Annotated in this window: 11 protein-coding genes; 3 read left to right on the forward strand and 8 right to left on the reverse strand. The window is 71.8% G+C overall.

Annotated features, from left to right (window positions below; genetic code table 11):
• Nucleotides 1-7: 7 nt before the first annotated feature.
• The 8 genes from IF20_RS26540 to IF20_RS26575 all read right to left on the reverse strand — a co-directional run bounded on the left by IF20_RS26540 (nucleotide 8) and on the right by IF20_RS26575 (nucleotide 13,056).
• On the reverse strand, nucleotides 8-1,954 hold the full coding sequence (locus IF20_RS26540; RefSeq protein ID WP_052867869.1) for an alginate lyase family protein: 1,947 nt from the start codon (nucleotides 1,952-1,954) through the stop codon (nucleotides 8-10).
• On the reverse strand, nucleotides 1,951-4,122 hold the full coding sequence (locus IF20_RS26545; RefSeq protein WP_052867870.1) for a bi-domain-containing oxidoreductase: 2,172 nt from the start codon (nucleotides 4,120-4,122) through the stop codon (nucleotides 1,951-1,953). The genes IF20_RS26540 and IF20_RS26545 overlap by 4 nt, the downstream gene beginning before the upstream one ends.
• Nucleotides 4,119-6,035 (reverse strand): asparagine synthase (glutamine-hydrolyzing), encoded by a 1,917-nt coding sequence (gene asnB, locus IF20_RS26550; protein WP_052867871.1) that lies wholly within the window; start codon nucleotides 6,033-6,035, stop codon nucleotides 4,119-4,121. Before asnB ends, IF20_RS26545 begins: the two co-directional genes overlap by 4 nt.
• A gap of 3 nt (nucleotides 6,036-6,038) precedes the next feature.
• The gene (locus tag IF20_RS26555; RefSeq protein ID WP_052867872.1) at nucleotides 6,039-7,490 is read right to left on the reverse strand and encodes a Wzz/FepE/Etk N-terminal domain-containing protein; all 1,452 of its coding nucleotides are present in this window, start codon (nucleotides 7,488-7,490) and stop codon (nucleotides 6,039-6,041) included.
• Entirely contained in the window at nucleotides 7,487-8,884 is a 1,398-nt protein-coding gene (locus tag IF20_RS26560; protein ID WP_052867873.1) for a Wzz/FepE/Etk N-terminal domain-containing protein, read from the reverse strand. The genes IF20_RS26555 and IF20_RS26560 overlap by 4 nt, the downstream gene beginning before the upstream one ends.
• Entirely contained in the window at nucleotides 8,881-10,146 is a 1,266-nt protein-coding gene (locus IF20_RS26565; RefSeq protein ID WP_052867874.1) for a glycosyltransferase family 4 protein, read from the reverse strand. Before IF20_RS26565 ends, IF20_RS26560 begins: the two co-directional genes overlap by 4 nt.
• Nucleotides 10,136-11,473 (reverse strand): nucleotide sugar dehydrogenase, encoded by a 1,338-nt coding sequence (locus IF20_RS26570; RefSeq protein ID WP_052867875.1) that lies wholly within the window; start codon nucleotides 11,471-11,473, stop codon nucleotides 10,136-10,138. Before IF20_RS26570 ends, IF20_RS26565 begins: the two co-directional genes overlap by 11 nt.
• An 86-nt stretch (nucleotides 11,474-11,559) precedes the next feature.
• On the reverse strand, nucleotides 11,560-13,056 hold the full coding sequence (locus IF20_RS26575; protein ID WP_052867876.1) for a sugar transferase: 1,497 nt from the start codon (nucleotides 13,054-13,056) through the stop codon (nucleotides 11,560-11,562).
• A 762-nt stretch (nucleotides 13,057-13,818) separates the two neighbouring features.
• On the opposite strand from IF20_RS26575, the gene IF20_RS26580 reads away from it, so the two are divergent.
• Genes IF20_RS26580 through IF20_RS26590 form a run of 3 tightly spaced genes read left to right on the forward strand, consistent with a single transcriptional unit; the run spans nucleotide 13,819 to nucleotide 17,088 of the window.
• Nucleotides 13,819-14,496 carry a FadR/GntR family transcriptional regulator gene (locus tag IF20_RS26580; protein ID WP_052867944.1) on the forward strand — a complete coding sequence of 226 codons (678 nt, stop codon included), beginning with the start codon at nucleotides 13,819-13,821 and terminating at the stop codon, nucleotides 14,494-14,496.
• Nucleotides 14,493-15,980: an amino acid permease gene (locus IF20_RS26585; RefSeq protein WP_110944571.1), complete on the forward strand. Its 1,488-nt coding sequence runs from the start codon at nucleotides 14,493-14,495 to the stop codon at nucleotides 15,978-15,980. The genes IF20_RS26580 and IF20_RS26585 overlap by 4 nt, the downstream gene beginning before the upstream one ends.
• 49 nt (nucleotides 15,981-16,029) lie before the next feature.
• The gene (locus IF20_RS26590) at nucleotides 16,030-17,088 is read left to right on the forward strand and encodes an asparaginase (protein WP_234426826.1); all 1,059 of its coding nucleotides are present in this window, start codon (nucleotides 16,030-16,032) and stop codon (nucleotides 17,086-17,088) included.
• The last annotated feature ends 98 nt before the right edge of the window (nucleotides 17,089-17,186 follow it).

Below are 17,186 nucleotides of genomic sequence, written 5' to 3' on the forward strand. Positions count from 1 at the left end.
GCGCCCCTCAGCCGCCGAACCTGAGCACGGTGGTGAACTCCCCCGACAGCACAGCACTGTCGGTGAAGCCGGTGCCGATCAGCGTGGTGGTGGGTTCCTTGCGCCCGAAGCCGGCGGAGTACCAGCCCAGCGGCGGCGCGGTCTCCCCGCGGTGCGCCCGCCAGGCCAGCTCCGCGGGCAGTTCCAGCTCCGCGGAGCGCTCCTCGCCGTCCACGGTCCAGGTGAGCACCGCACGGTCGCCCGTCAGGTGCGCGGTGATCGCGGGGCCGAGGTGGAACGCCAGACGTACGTCGCGGCCCGGGCCGCGCACCTCGTCGACGATCCTCAACTCTCTTTTCACGTCGGCGAGTTCGACCCGGCGTCGGTGCACGGCACCCTGGTAGCCGTCGTGCTCGGCAGACCAACGGGCCGCACCCGCCTCCAGGACGCGAGTGCGCGCATGCCGGGTCCACAGGAACGGGCCGCCGGAGACGGACTGGTCGGCGCCGTCCAGCTGCAGGGTGTTGTGGCCGAGGGTCGAGCGGAAGTACTGCCGCCACTCGCTCTGCCCGTGGTAGCAGTACGTCCCGGGGTCGGCGAGCACGTCGACCCCGTCGTGCCGTACCTCCACGGACAGCGCGTCGGCGTGGGCATGCGCGGCGATGGACAGGAAGCCGTGCGGACCGCCGTCGCAGCGGGCCCAGATCTCCCCCGGGCCGCGCAGGATGGTCATGCCCGCGTCGGCGAAGTGCGCGGGGCGGCTTGCCGGTCGGGACACGGGCAGCGCGGTGGGCTTGATGAGCGCGGCCAGCAGCGGAGTACGCACATCGGTGCCGGTCACCGTCGGCCACCAGGCGAGCCGGCCGAACACGGCCTCGCCGGTGGCCAGCAGCGAGCCCCAGCGGTCGGTGCCCGCGCCGTCCACGATCAGACCGTGTCCGTCGTCCGCGTCCCCCTGGCGCGGTGGCCGCAGCCGGTTGTCCACAACGGCGGCGAGCGCGTCGGTCATCCGCAGCAGGACGATGCGTACGGTCGCGGGGACCGGCACGCCGGCGGCATCCGCCTCGGCCAGCGCGGCAAGGCCGAGTTCCAGCACGAGGCCGTGGTACTCGGTGGCCAGCTCCCGGTTGAGGCCGGAGTGGAAGGTGTTGGCGCGCAAGTGCCGCTCCAGTGACCGCAGCGCGCCGGCCCGCCAGCGGGCCGAGTCGGGGAACCACCCGAACGCGCAGGCCGCGGCGGTCTGCCCGGCAGCTTCGGCGATGACATGGTTGTTCGCCGACGATCCCCGGCTGGGGAAGGCGGCCAGCCAACGCTGGTGGTGCCAGATCTGGTTGCGCGCCACCGGGTTGTCCTCGAACAGCCCGGCCGCGCCCGGCCAGCCGTCGAGCAGCCGGCGGATCCACACCCAGGACAGCAGCCGGATGCCCAGCTCGATGCCGCTGATCCAGTGCACGCCGCGCAACGGTGGGTTGGCCGCCCACCACGACCGCAGGTGCGTGGCCACGCGCTCGGCGTACCGCTCGTCCCCGGTGACCGCGTAGGCGGCGGCGAGCACGGTGAGGTACTGGTGCCGGGACGGCTCCCAGATCTGCTTGATGTCCCCGACCGCGTCCTCGTTGCGGTACGGCACGTCGAAGGCGTAGCCGGACGGGGCCCGGCGGCCGGTCTTCGGGTCGTACGACCAGTCCGGGTCGACCAGGTCCTCGCGGGCCACCCCGAAGAACTCGGCGTGCCCGGCCATCAGCCGATCCGCCTCGGCGAGGAGGCGCTTCACGGCATCCGGAGGGATCGCGGCGACGGTCCCGGCGGGCAGTGCCGCACGGAACCGGGCGCCGGTGACGTTCGGGCAGTCGGGCGGCGACGTCCGCCACCGCCGCCTGCGCACCGCGTCGCCCACCCGGCCGCCGACCTCCCGCGGTCCCATCCGGGACAGCCGGCGTAAGTACCAGCCCGCGCTCCCCGAGATCACAGTCATCGCGCGCTCGCCAACGCCACCGGCGCGCCGCCGGCCAGGGCGGTCCGCACGGCGAGGGTGGCCGCCGTGGTGGCGACGAGCGACTCCAGCGGCACCGGCATCGGCCCACCGGTCCGCACGGCCTTGACGAACGCGGCCAGCTCGGCGTTCTGGCCCTTGTCGCGGGCCTTGGGCAGCCGCGAGCTGACCCACCGCTTGCGGCCGTACACCGATGCCCGGACGAAGTCGTCGAGCCGCAGCGCCTTGCCGTCCGCGACCAGGTCAAGGGTCTCCTTGGGGAGACTGGCCGGGCCGGTGGTGACGTAGCTGAGGGTGGCGGTGGATCCGTCCGGGTAGCGCAGTACGACCTGCAGGTCCTCGTTGCCGGGCGTGCCGACCGCGTACACCGAGACCGGGTCGGCCCCGAGCAGCCAGCTCGCCGTGTCGATGAAGTGTCCGCCCTCACCGGCGAACCGCGAGCCTTCGGTGCCCTGCTGGAGGTACCAACTGCCGTGCTGGAGTTGGCCCGCGTTGACCAGGTAGCGCAGGCTCGCGGGCCCGGTGCGGGTACCGAACCGCTCCTTGGCCTCGTTCAGCAGCGGCGCGAACCGGCGGTTGAAGCCCACCTGGAGCCGGTCGTTGCCGGACTCCTCCACCGCCGCGAGCACGCCGGCCAGCTCGTCCTCGGTGAGGGCCAGCGGCTTCTCCGCGAAGACCGCCTTGCCGGCCAGCAGCGCCTTGCGCGTCAGTTCGGCGTGCGAGCTGTGCCGGGTGACGACGAACACCGCGTCGATGGACTTGTCACCGAGCACGGCGTCGAGGTCGGTGGTCGCCTCGGCGAAGCCGAACTTCCGCCGCGCGTTGGCAGCGGACAGCGCCGTCGTGGTGACGACGGTCGACAGCTCGACGCCGTCGCGCTGTGCCAGGTGGGGCAGGAGCATCGACGTGGCGTAGTTGCCGGCGCCGACGAACGCGAGGCGGACCGGGGTCTTGACTGCCCGAGCCGGCTTCCGCGGTACGTTCACCGCGGGTACGGCCACCTCCGGAGCTTGCACCTCCCCCGCCTGTTCGGGGTACCGGAACAACACCGCCACGGCCTTCAGCTCGCCGTCCTTCAGGCGCCGGTACGTCTCCACGGCGTCGTCGAAGTCGGCGATATGGGAGATCAGAGGCTCGACGTCGACGCGACCGCGGGCGAGGAGGTCGAGGAAGCACGCCAGGTTGCGGCGCTCGGTCCAGCGCACGTAGCCGATCGGGTAGTCCCGGCCCGCCAGCTCGTACTCCGGGTCGTAGCGCCCAGGGCCGTACGAGCGGGAGAACCGGACGTCCAACTCCTTCTCGTAGTACGCGTTCCAGGGCAGGTCCAGGCGGCACTTGCCGATGTCCACGACCCGGCCCCGGTCGCGGCAGAGCCGCGCCGCCAGCTCGACGGGCTGATTGCTGCCGCCGCCGGCGGCCAGGTACACCTGGTCCACGCCGTGGCCGCCGGTCAGCTCGGCGACGGCCGTCTCGACGGTCGCGGACGCGGGATCGCCGCAGGCCGCTGCGCCCAGCCGCTCGGCCAGCTCGCAGCGCGCCGGGTCGGGGTCGGCCCCGACGACGCGGACTCCCGAGGCGGCGAGGAGCTGCACCACCAGCTGCCCGATCAGCCCGAGGCCGATGACCAGCGCCACATCGCCGAGGTGTGACTCGCCCTGGCGGACGCCCTGCATCGCGATCGACCCGACGGTGCCGAAGGCCGCGTGCCGCGGCGCGAGGCCGTCCGGCACCGGCGCGTAGAGGTTCTTCGGCACCCAGTTCAGCTCGGCGTGCAGCGCGTGCTCGTTGCCGGCGCAGGCCACGAGGTCGCCGACCTTCACGTCGTCGATCCCGGTGCCGACCTGCTCGACCACCCCGCACAGCGAGTAGCCCAGCGGCGTGTAGGAGTCCAGCTTGCCCATCACCTTGCGGTAGGTGGCGGGCACCCCGTTGGTGGCCACGCTCTGCATGACCTTGGCCACCTGGTCGGGGCGGGAGCGGGCCTTGCCCAGCATCGACATGCCGGCCTCGGACACCTTCATCAGCTCGGTCCCGGTGGAGATCAGCGAAAAGGCGCTGCGGACCAGCACACCCCCCGGCTTGCACCCCGGCTCCGGCACGTCGAGCACCGCCAGCTCGCCGCTCTTGTAGTTCTGCACAACCTGCTTCACGCGTTCTCCCCAGAAGTCGCGCCCCGATACCAGTGCTCGAGGGTCAGCACATGCCACAGATGCTTGGAGTTGTCCCGCTGACCGGCGGCGTCCTCGGCGACGAGCCGGCGCAGCGCGTCGCGGCGCAGGAACCCGGAGCGGACGAGTTCGCCGTCGTTGACGACCTCGCGCACCAGCGGCGCGAGGTCCCGGCTCATCCAGGCCCGCAGCGGGGCGCTGAACAGGCCCTTGGGCCGGTAGACGATCTCCTTGGGCAGGATCGAGGTGGCCGCTTCCTTGAGGACGGCTTTGCCCTGCCGTCCCACGATCTTGCGGTCGCCGGGCACGGTGAACGCCGCCCTGACCACCTCGACGTCCACGTACGGCACCCGTACCTCGGTCGACGCGGCCATGCTGGAGCGGTCCGTGTAGGCGAGGTTCAGGCCCGGCAGGAACATCCGGGCGTCGCCCAGGCACATCCGGTTGACGAAGTCGTCGAGGTCGTTGTCCTCGTAGGTGTCCGCGTGTTCGGTCAGCACGTCGTCGACCGTCCCCGCCAGGTCCGGGTTGATCAGGCCCAGCAGCTCGCTCCGGTCGTACATGGTGTAGCTGCGCCGGAACGCGGTCTCCTCCGGCAGCTCGGCGAAGGAGAGGAACCGCTTGGCGAAGCGCACCGACCGGTATCCCCGGCGGCTCGTCGCGACCGGCAGCCGGTCCACGGCCGCGGACACGCCGCGCCGCAGGGGGCGCGGGACGCGCTGGTAGCGCAGCGCGAGCAGGTTGGCCAGGTGCTTGCGGTAGCCGGCGAACAGCTCGTCGGCGCCCATCCCCGAGAGCATCACCTTGACCCCGGCCTCCCGGGCTGCCGAGCAGATCAGGTACGTGTTGATCGCGGCGGGGTCGCCGATCGGCTCGTCCAGGTGGTACGTCATCTGCGGCAGCAGGTCGAGCACGTCGGGCGCGATCTCGATCTCCCGCAGGTCGACGCCGAACCGCTCGGCCACCTGCCGGGCGTAGCGCAGGTCGTCCGGCATCGCCTCGAACCTGGCGTCCTCGGCGCGGAAGCCGATCGTGTAGGCGGAGATCCCGGGCTGGTGGCGGGCCGCCAGCGCGGTCAGCCAGCTGGAGTCGAGGCCGCCGGAGAGGAAGGTGGCCACGGGTACGTCGGAGAGCAGGTGGCGCCGGGTCGACTCCTCGACGATGGCGGCCAGGTCCGGCCGCTCGCCGGCCCGGGCCCGCGCCCGGCCCTCGGCGGCGACGTCCTTGAGGTGCCAGTACCGGCCGCGCTCCACCCGGCCGTCGGGCCGGATCCGCAGCCAGCTCCCCGGCGGCAGCTTCTCCGCCTCGCGGAACGCGCAGCGGGAGTCCGGCACCCAGTAGTACAGCAGCGAGGCCACCAGCGCCGCGTGGTCCACCTCCAGCGACCCACCGGTGGCGGCGGCCAGCGCCTTGAGTTCGGAGGCGAACACCAGGCCTTCGCCGCGCCGGACCAGGAACAGCGGCTTGATGCCCAACTGGTCCCGTGCCAGCACCAGTTCGCCGGTCCGCTCGTCGAGGATGCCGAACGCGAACATGCCGCGCAGCCGGGGCAGGCAGTCCGTGCCCCAGCGCCGCCAGGCCTCCAGGAGCACCTCGGTGTCGGAGGTGCCGCGGAAGCGCGCCCCGGCGGCGGTCAGCTCGGCGCGCAGCTCGGGCGCGTTGTAGAGCTCGCCGTTGTACGTCAGGGCGAGGCCGTCCTCGACCATCGGCTGGGCGCCGTTCTCGGACAGGTCGAGGATGGCCAGCCGCCGGTGGCCGAGGTGCACTTCGCCGTCGCCGAGGGAGTGGCTGTAGCGGCCCGCCCCGTCCGGGCCGCGGTGGGCGAGGATGTCGGTGAGCCGGTCGGTCACGGCCTTGCCGTCCGGCCATCGGTATGTGCCTGCGATGCCGCACATGTGCTACCGCACCTCCTGGTCGTTGTCCGGGACCCTTCCCCGAGCTCTCAACTCCGTTCGAGCAGGGGAGGCCCCACTGGCCCACACCGGCTGACCCTCGGGCCGCCGCCGTTTGCCGGTGCCGGTCTGCCGGGCCGGCCGCTCGCTGTGACCCCGCAGCGCGGTGTGCAGCCCGTCCCACAGCGTGCCGTCGGTCCGGTCCCGCGGGTCGGGGTCGATCAGCACCACACCGAGCACCGCGATGCACTGGTCCGCGAGTTGTCGCGCCACGGTGTGCAGCCATGCGGCGCTGCCGTGCCCGGCACGTACGACGAGCACGGTCCGGGTGCCGAGGTACGGGAGGTCGGTCCACGCGGTGCCGGGTGCGACCGAGCCGACGCCGACCACCGGCCCCTCAGCGCCCAGTGCCGTGGTCAGGTCCGTGGCGAGCGCGCTCGTGTCGCGCGCGCAGCCCAGTTCCAGCAGCGACACCTGCTCGGTGGAGCCGCGCACGGTGCGGGCCAGGGTCGTGGTGAGGCGTTCGCGTGTCGCCCGGGTCCGTCGGCGCTGCCACCGCCCGCCCGACCGGTGGGGCAGCTCCGCGATGACCGAGGCGCCCAGGTGCGTCGCGATGTCCCGGCGCAGCACGGGGCGGTCCGCCACCACCGCGCCGACCGCGGCCAGCGCGAGTCCGAGGACGAGCCCGAGGGCGAGCCCGATCGCGCCGTCGGTGGCGACGGCCTTGGGCAGCGAGTGCCGCACCGCGTGCGGGGCGTCCACGATCTGCGTGCCGGCGACGACCTTGGGCGTGCCGGTGCCCGCCTCGGCGGCCCGCTCGTCGAAATCGGAGATCCGGGAGTTGAGCTCGGCCCGGCGGGCGAAGAGCGTCTCGATGCTCGCCGCCTCTTTCGGGTCGTCGCTCTCCGGCGAGCGGTCCCCGATCGCCTTGTTGACCTTGGTGAGCTCGTCCCGCATGCGGTCCCGCTGGTCGGTCAGGGCCGCGGCCTCGGCCTTCGCGGCTTCCCGCATCCGGCTCACATGGTCCGCGATGAACGCGTCGGCCAGCGCCTCGGCCCGGGCCACCGCTTCCGCGTCGCTGTCACCGGTCACCTCGATCTGCAGCAGGTTGTTGGTCAAGCCGGTGCCCAGGTAGTCCGCCATGAAGTCCGCCGGCTTCTCGGAGGACTTGAGGGACCGCAGGGCCTTGCCGGCGATCCGCGAGGTCTTCAGTACCGCGGCGTCGGTGCGGATCAGCGTTCCGGTGTCGTTCGGCTGGTCATCCTCATGTGCGACCAGCACCGTGGTCACCGCGCTCGGCGCGGGCGGCAGCAGGACCGCCACCGCCGCGCCGGCCAACAGTCCCAGCAGCGCCAAGGAGGACCAGAGGCGGCGGCGTCTGCGCACCGCTGCCACCAGCGCCTGGAGGTCGAGCAGCGGGACGGCGGCCGGCCACGCCGAAGTCGTACGCGTCGTCACAGCGCACCTCCCGCCGCGTGGCCGCGCATCGCGAGCGCCGGAGCGCCGGTGTCCGGAGGATCGCCGGCAGGCCGCGTCGGACGGGCGTCCACCGGGTCGGCGACGACGGTGCCGACGACCTCGTGCCCACCGTCCGCGCACGCCTCGGCGAGGCCGGCGAGCTCCTCCGCGGTCCAGCTGCCCGCGCTGAGGACCACCAGGGCACCGGACTCGGTGTCGCGGTCCGGCACGATCGGCCGGTCCACCGACACCTCCACCACCCGCAGCAGGGGGAATCCCCTGCTCGAAGAGGACGGGGAGAGGTCGCTCCCGGCCTCGGCGGCGAGCTGCCCGGCGGCCCGGCGGGCGATCTCGTCGCCGTCCGGTACGACGACGAGCAGCCGCCGTGGGGCCGGGATCCGGTCGCGGAGGCGCACGCACACCCGCCGGTAGCGGATCAGCATGCCGGCCTCGTCCCCGGGGCCCTGCTGGATCGGTACGTCCCACGGGGTGTCGGCGCCGAGGAGTCGGCGGATCCGGGCCCACGGGCCGCGGTTCTCCGCCCGGTGCGCGCGCGGTTCACCCGGTACGTCGACGGTGCCGAGGACCGCCGAGCCCAGCGCCGCTGCGATGTCCGCTTCGGTGCGCAGCCGGCGGTTCATCCGTGCGGCGACGAGGTGGCCGACGACCGCGAGCAGGAAGAACAGCAGCGCCCCTGCCGCGATGAGCTGGCCCCTCGTCGGTGGCGCCGCACCGGTCGGCCGGGCCGCGGCATCCATGACGACCATGCCGGCCTTGTCGCTCGCCCGGTCGGCCTCGGCCAGCTTCGTCATGGCCTCTTCCAGGGAGGTGCGCAGCTTTTCGAGCGAGGTGCGCGCCTGCGCGCCCTCCACGGTCCGGCCCGGGTCGGCCGCGGCGGCCAGGTCGGTGATGCGGCGGTCGGTCTCCACCACCTTCTGCCGCAGCGCGTCGGTCCCCGTGGCCGCGTCGGGGTCCGTGCTGCCGCCCGCGATCCGCCTGGCGAATCCGACGAACTGCTGGGCCACCTGGTCGGCGAGGCGCTGTGCGCGTGCCGGGGTGTCGGCCGTACCCGAGATCGTGATGATGTTCCCGTCGGCGGCCTGGGCGGTCACCCGCTCCCGCAGTTCCTCGCCGCTGACGTCCGGCCGGCCGAGCTTGGCGGCCGCGAGGTCGACCACCGACGAGCTGGTCGCGATGTCCACCTGCGTCAGCAGCTCACGCTCTTCCCACTGCCCCGGCAGCAGTACCGATGCGGACGCCGTGTACCGCGGTGGAAACACCACCGAGGTGCCGTAGCCGGCGAGCGCGCCCACCACGGTGAGAACGGCGAGGAGCCGCCAGCGCCCGCGAAATATCCGCCCGAGGGTGACCAGGCGGATCGTGTCGTCGCTCAACTGCCCGGCCTCTTCCTCGTACGGACCGGGCCGCCGTCCGACACCGGAGTGCGGCCGTCGCATGCGGCGGCGTAGGCGGCGAGCAGCGATGTCTGCGAGTTGCTCCAGGAGAGCGGCCCGCCGACCCGCTCCTGGCCGAGCTTGCCCATCAGGGCCCGCCGCTCGGGGTCGTCCAGCAGCAGCGCGATGAGCTCGGCGAACTCGGCCTCGTCGTTGGCGGCCGCGTAGACGGCGGCGTCGCCGGCGGAGACCCGCGCCTCCCGCAGGTCGAACGAGACGATCGGTCGGCCCATCGCCATGTACTCCAGGACCTTGTTCATGGTCGACACGTCGTTGAGCGGATTACGTGGGTCGGGGGAGAGGCACACGTCCGCGGTGGACAGGTAGCGCACCAGGTCGGCGTCCGGTATGCGCCCGGTGAACTGCACCTGTTCGGCGAGCCCGAGCCGCCGGGACAGGTCCACCATCGCGTCGAAGGCGTCGCCGGCGCCGACGAACACCGCATGCCAGTCGGTACGTCCGAGTTCGTCGCGCAGCTTCGCCAGGGACCGCAGGGCGTAGTCGACGCCGTCCTGCGGGCCCATGACACCGAGGTAGCACAGCAGGTGCGGCTTGCCGCGCTTCAACTCCGGCTCCGGCGGCACCGGTCTGAACCGCTCGACGGCGGGCGCGCTGCGTACCACGAAGACGTCCGCAGGGCGCTTGCCGCCGCGGCGCAGCGCGACGTCCCGGTAGCTCTCGTTCGTGGCGAGCACGATGTCCGCGGCACGGTAGGTGAACCGTTCCAGCGCGCACACGGCGCGGTAGAGCAGGTCCGCACCGCGGTCGAACCGGGAGAGGTACAGCTCGGGTACGAGGTCGTGCTGGTCGAAGACGAACCGCGCGCCGCGCCGCTTCATCCACAACGCCGGCAGGAACAGCAGATCGGGCGGGTTGCAGGCGTGGACCACGTCGACCGGGCCGACCTTGCGGGCCAGCCGGAGCGTGTGCCACAGCGCCGATCCGTACTCCCGCAGGTAGCCGGCAGGGCCTCCGGTGGCCGCGCGCAACGGGTAGCGGTGGATCCGCACCCCGTCGATCACGGCCGCCGCCTCCGTGTCCCGCTTGCTGCCCTTCGGGCAGATGACGTGCACTTCCCAGCCCGCGTCGCGCAGCGTCGTGCACTCCTGCCACACCCGCCGGTCGAACGGCACCGACAGGTTCTCCACCAGGATCAGCGCGCGCCGGCCCGGTCGTTCGTCACTGACTGCGTCACCAAGCAAGGCCCACGTACCCCGGTTCGGTCCGGCGCGCGTCGGCGTCGGGAAGGCGGATGAGATCGATCAGTACGGGGCCGTCGCCACCGTGGGGCAGCGCCGACAGCACGGCCACATCCCTGGTCCCGACCAGGCACACCTCGGCATGGTCGAGCACTTCCTCGACGGAGTCCGCGAGCAGCTGCGCGAGGTGCGGCAGCCGGGTCTCGATGTACTCGCGGTTCGCGCCGATCAGCCGGGAGAGGCTCACATTGGCGTCGTAGATCTTGAGTTCGTACCCCTTGCCGAAGAGCCGCTCCGCCAGCTCGACGAGCGGGCTCTCGCGGAGGTCGTCGGTGCCGGGTTTGAAGGACAGCCCGAACAGGCCCACCCGGCGCTTGCCGGTGCGCTCGACCAGCTCCACCGCGCGTTGCAGGTGGTCGGCGTTGGAGGGCAGTACGTGGGCGAGGATGGGCACCGAGACGTCGGCCCGCCGCGCCGCGTGGACCAGGCTGCGCAGGTCCTTGGGCAGGCAGGAGCCGCCGAACGCGAAGCCGGGACGCAGGTAGGCGGGGCTGATGTTCAGCTTGCGGTCGGCCAGGAACACGTCCATCACCTGGTGCGAGTCCACCCCGAGCGCCTGGCACACCGCGCCCAGCTCGTTCGCGAAGCCGATCTTGAGGCCGTGGAACGCGTTGTCCGCGTACTTGATCGCCTCGGCCACCGGGACCGGCACCCGGAACACCTCGCCGGGCAGGCCGTCGTACAGCGCCGCGACCACGTCGCCGCTCGCCGCGTCGAGCTCGCCGATGACGGTCTTGGGCGGATCGAAGAAGTCCCGCACGCTCGTGCCCTCGCGCAGGAACTCCGGGTTGACCGCGACCCCGATGTCCACCCCGGCCGTACCGCCGACGGACTTCTCCAGGATCGGTACCAGCAGGTTCAGGCAGGTGCCCGGGAGCATGGTGCTGCGGAACACGACGGTGTGCCGCCCACTGCGCCCACTGCGCCCACTGCGATCCGCCAGCGCGGCGCCGATCTCCTCGGTGACCCGCTCCAGATACGTGGTGCACAGGCTGCCGTTGGGCTCCGACGGGGTGCCCACGCAGATCAGCGACACCTCGCTGCCCATGATCGCCTCGTGGACGTCGGTGGTGGCACGTAACGCGCCGGTCCGCACGACCTCGGCGGTGAGCTCGCCGATCCGCTCCTCGACCACAGGGGCCTTGCCGTCGTTGACCAGGTCGACCTTCACCTGGTTCACGTCCACCCCGATGACCTGGTGGCCCATGCCGGCCAGGCACGCGGCCGACACGCAGCCCACGTAGCCGAGCCCGAAGACGCTTACTCTCATTGCTCGTTCCTCCCCCGGGCAGGCCCCTGCGGCCTGCGGTCCGTGCGTCGGCCGTTCGCCGACCCCCCGTGCATCAACAGGCCGCATCAGTAGGCCCCCTGGCCGTGCAGGACCGCGCGCAGCGTCTTCCACAAGATCACCGTGTCCAGGGCGAGCGACCAGTCCTCCACGTACCGCAGGTCGAGGCGGACCGCCTCCTCCCACGGCAGGTCGCTACGTCCGCTGATCTGCCACAGGCCGGTGAGCCCGGGCTTGACCAGCAACCGCCGCCGGATGTCCGGGTCGTACGCGGCACACTCCTCCGGCAACGGAGGCCGGGGACCGACGAGCGACATCGATCCGGTGAGCACGTTGAAGAGCTGCGGAAGCTCATCGAGCGAGTACCGGCGCAGCACCGTGCCCACCCGGGTCACCCGCGGATCCCGCCGGAGCTTGAACAGCAGCCCCGCGCCCTCGTTGCGGTCGGCCAGCTCGGCACGTGCCCCGTGCGCGCCGGCGACCATGGTGCGGAACTTGAGAATGGTGAACTCGCGCCCGTCCTTGCCGACTCTGCGCTGGCGGTAGAACACGCCACCCCGGCTGTCCATCAGGACGAGCAGCCCGACGAGCACCATCAGCGGCGCGAAGAGCACCAACAGGATCGCCGCGCCCAACCGGTCGACGACCTCCTTGACCGCGCGGCGCCCCCCGGTGAAGGTCGGCATGCTGACCCGCAGCAGGGGGATGCCGAGCACCGCGTCGACGTGCAGTCGCGGCCCCGCCACCTCCATCAGCACGGGGGCCACGACCATCTCGGCATCGCTGCCTTCGAGGTTCCACGCCAGCCGCTGCAGCCGGTCCGGTGACCAGTACGGGTCCGGTGTGACGGCGACGACCCGGTAGCCGCCGCGACGGACGTGGCCCGCGACGTCCGCCAGTCCGCCGACGACCGGCACTCCGTCCAGCTGGTCACCGTCGAGCGGCGGGCCGTCGTCGAGCCCGCGGCCGTCCGTCGTGCACACCGCGTCCACCCGCCAGCCGAGGTGCGGGAACTTGCGGGTGCGGGTGATCAGGTCGTGCACGGTGGCCGGGCTCCCGGCAGCGAGCACCGGCCTCAGGCACAGCCCCTGCTTCCGCTGTTTGTGCAGCCGGAGACGGAGCAGATACCGCTCGGTCATGGTGACGAGCGCGATCGCCGGGATCGCGACGAAGATCCAGAGCTTGATGTTGCGCGAGGTGAGGGCGATCCCGCCGAGCGCGAGCACGACCGTCGCCGTGAAGAGTGAGCGTCCGAGCCGGCGGAACTCCTCGGCTCCCTGGCCCAGCACGGCCGGCGCCCACGCCCGGCTCACCCACAGCGCTCCCAGCACCAGCAGCTCGGTGCCGAAAGCGAGGATGCCCCACTTCTCGTGCCAGTTGGCCGCGTCCCGGACCCCGAAGAAGTTGCCGATCGCCGCCACCACCGAGCCGGTGGCCACGGTGTCGCTGGTGAGCACGGTACGGCGGTACCGCTGCTCCCAGTCGCTCGCCGGCTGGCTGATCGCGCCGTCCGCCAGACGCCCGCGCGCCGACGGAAATGGGCCGACTAATCCCCCCTGCCGCACAGAAACCCCCCGGTTCCCAGTGGTACGTAGCCGAACAACGCCGTTTCTCCCCCACGGGAAGCCCCGCCCCCGCACCACGCATGACACTTCGGCTGGTTCGGCGTCACTTGAGCAATCCAGCCGGACGGCAGGAACCCGCACGCCCTGCCGAACTTTCGGAGACTCCGTTGCTGGCCGTCCGTAGCGCAGACCCATAGAGCCCCATAGAGGCCCATAGATCAACGTTTGTCGCTTCGTGTCACAGCATGCGAAGCACGGTCAATCTAGACCATCGAGGCCCGTCTGAAGAGAGGGATGTGTGGGATTTGTGCTCAAGATTTGGAGACGATTCGACCGGCCAGTGACGGACCCGTGACCACCAACGACCCCCGAATGACCAGAACCTGCCCCCTGAGCTGCGATGACGGGCGCTCTCGAAGCGCCGGACACCGGCAACCCGGAGGCCTGCCGGCGGGTTTGGACGGGATGACCGATCCACGAAACGGCCTGGGGCCGTCATCCGGGCTGGAGTGATCTTCCGAGCCGATACGGTTGCCTGCCGGCTACACCGGGTGAAGTCGCGGGGCGGCTCCACCCGACCCGGCCCGGCCGAGCGCCGGGTACGGGCCTCGCCCGAGATGCGTGGCCGCAGCCTCTCGCCCTCTCCCGCTTCGTCGCCGGGGATCCAACTCTTGACAGCACCGTCGCGTAACCCGCAGGATCACTCGCATGAACCTGTCAGACAGCCAGACAGGCGGCCGGGTACCGCGGCGCGTCAGCGCGATGGAAGCGGTGCTCGCCCACCTCCGCGGCGCCATCGAACGCGGCGACTACGCCATCGGTGACAAGCTCCCCTCCGAAGCGGAGCTGTGCCGCACTCTGGAGGTCAGCCGGCCCGTGCTGCGCGAGGCCCTCCGGGCCCTGCAGACCATGGGCCTGACCGTCTCCAGGACCGGCAGGGGCACCTTCGTGGTCGCGACCACCGTCGAGGACCCCACCTTCGGCGACTACGCGGCCAGCGACCTGCTGGAGGTACGCCGCCACATCGAGATTCCGGTCGCCCGGTACGCGGCACTGCGCCGCACCCCGGAAAACCTGGACCACCTGTCCCACCTCCTCGACCGGATGGAGCGGGAGACGGACACGACCGCGTGGGTCGCGATGGACAGCCTCTTCCACCTCGCCGTGGCCGAGGCGGCTCAGAACCCGGTCTTCCGCCGGGTCATCGAGGAGATCCGCGACGCGCTGGCGCGTCAGTCGGCGTTCCTCAACGAGCTGGGCGGCCGGCGCGAGCGGTCCAACCAGGAGCACCGGGCGATCGTCGAGGCGTTGATCGACGGTTCCGAGCACGACGCGGTGGCGGCCATGTCCCACCATCTCGACCGCGTCGACACCACCCTCACCGACATCGTGCGCCCCACACGTACGGACATACCTACGGAAGGCAGACCCGAGGCGTGAGCGAACAGCATCTCAAAGGCGAGACGCGCCCCTCGTCCGGCCACACGTCCGACCCTTCGTCCGGCCACACGTCCCACCCCTCCCCCGGCCACATCGACGCCGGAGACGCGGGTTACAGCAAGTCCCTGAAGTCCCGGCACGTCAACATGATCGCCATCGGCGGTGCCATCGGCACCGGCCTCTTCCTCGGCGCCGGCGGCCGGCTCGCCGACGCCGGACCGTCCCTCTTCCTCGCATACGCCGTCTGCGGCCTCTTCGCCTTCCTCGTCGTACGAGCCCTCGGCGAACTGGTCCTGTATCGCCCGTCCTCCGGCGCCTTCGTGTCGTACGCCCGGGAGTTCATGGGCGAGAAGGGCGCGTACACCGCGGGCTGGATGTACTTCCTCAACTGGGCGACCACCGGCATCGCCGACATCACCGCCGTGGCCACCTACACCCACTACTGGAGCATGTTCTCCGACATTCCGCAGTGGGTGATCGCCCTCATCGCCCTGGCCGTGGTCCTCACCGTGAACCTCATCTCGGTGCGGATCTTCGGCGAACTGGAATTCTGGTTCGCCATCATCAAGGTCAGCGCACTGGTGATCTTCATGTGTATCGGCATCTTCCTGCTGGTGACCCAGCAACCGGTCGACGGCACCACGCCCGGCCCTGCCCTGATCACCGACCACGGCGGCATCTTCCCCGGCGGCCTGCTGCCCATGCTGCTGATCATCCAGGGCGTCGTCTTCGCGTACGCCTCCGTCGAGCTGGTCGGCGTCGCGGCCGGGGAGACCGAGAACCCCGAGAAGATCATGCCGAAGGCGATCAACTCGATCATGTGGCGGGTGGGTCTCTTCTACGTCGGCTCGGTCGTCCTGCTGTCGATGCTGCTGCCCTGGACCGCGTACAGCGCCGACGAGAGCCCCTTCGTGACCGTGCTGTCCCGCATCGGCGTCCCGGCGGCCGGCGGCGTGATGAACCTCGTCGTGCTCACCGCGGCCATGTCCTCGCTCAACTCCGGCCTGTACTCCACCGGGCGCATCCTGCGCTCCATGGCCGTCAGCGGCTCGGCGCCGCGGTTCACCGCCCGGATGAGCCGCAGCCAGGTGCCGTACGGCGGCATTCTGCTCACCAGCGGCATCTGCGTCCTCGGCGTCGGCCTCAACTACGTGGTCCCCGCCGACGCGTTCGAGATCGTGCTCAACTTCGCGGCGATCGGCATCCTGGCCACCTGGGGCATGATCATGCTCTGTCATCTGCTCTTCTGGCAGAAGACCCGGAAGGGCGAGCTGACCCGCCCCGGCTTCCGCCTGCCGGGCTCCCCCTGGACCGAACTCGTGACGCTGGCCTTCCTCGCCTCCGTCCTGGTCCTCATGTACGCAGACGGCGGCGCCGGCCGCACCACCGTGCTGTGCCTGCCGCTGATCATCGCAGCGCTGGTCGCGGGCTGGTACGGCATCCGCGGCCGCATCGGGCGCACCTCCACCGGGACCGACGCGTGACCCGCGGACCGGTCACGGGTCACGGCAAACCGGCCCATGTTCGACACTCATGATCGAGACACTGATGCACACCCTGCAGAACCGTTCCCTCGCGGACTCCCGTTCCCTCGCGGACGCGCCCGCCATCCGCGAACCCCGCCACGCTCCCGTCGCCCACGTCCTCCGTGGCGGCGTGATCGAGGGCCTCCATCACGGTTCCGTCGCCGTACTCGGCTCCGACGGCGAAGTCCGCTTCCACCTCGGCGACATCGAGACCGCTTTCCACCCGCGCTCGGCCCTCAAGCCCGTTCAGGCCGTCGCCATGGTGCGGGCCGGGCTCCCGCTCGACGGCGAACTGCTCTCGCTCGCCGCGGCCAGCCACTCCGGCGAGGAACGTCACCTCGCCGGAACCCGGCGGATCCTCGATCTCGCCGGCGCCACCGAGGACGACCTGCGCAACGTCCCGGACCTGCCGTACGACCCGGCCGTCCGGGACGGCTGGGTCCGCGAGCACCGCCCGGCCTCCCGGCTCGCCCAGAACTGCTCCGGCAAGCACGCCGCGATGCTCTACACCTGCCTGCTCAACGGCTGGCCGCTGGAGAGCTACCTCGCACCCGACCACCCGCTCCAGACCGCGATCGCCGAGACCGTCGAGGACCTCACGGGCCAGCGCATCGCGCAGGTCACCATCGACGGCTGCGGCGCCCCGCTGTTCGCCGTCTCCCTGCACGGCCTCGCCCGCGCCGCCGCCCGCATCACCACCGCCGCGACCGGCACCCCCGAGGCGCGAGTGGCGGACGCCATGCGCGAGTACCCCGAGATGGCCTCCGGCGCCGGACGGGACGTCGCCGCGCTGATGCGCGCGGTTCCCGCACTGCTGGCCAAGGACGGTTTCGAGGGCGTCCAGGTCGCCGCGCTGCCGGACGGCAGCGCCATCGCCGTGAAGATCGCCGACGGGGCGAACCGGGCGCGCATACCCGTCGCCGCTGCCGCCCTGGCACACGCGGGCGTCGAACCGGAACTCCTCACCGCGTTCGCCGGGGAGCTGATGCTCGGCGGCGGCCGGCCCGTCGGCAGCGTACGGCCGGTCCCCGATCTGCTCCCCCGGGCCGTCGCCACCCCCGCGTGACCCTGACCCGACACAGGTCAAGCACCTGGCTCAGCCCACCTCACGAGCCCGACTCAGCCCCCTCACGAGCCCGACTGAGCCATCTCATAAGCCCGACT

This window comes from Streptomyces niger (assembly GCF_000718305.1).
GTDB lineage: Bacteria > Actinomycetota > Actinomycetes > Streptomycetales > Streptomycetaceae > Streptomyces > Streptomyces niger.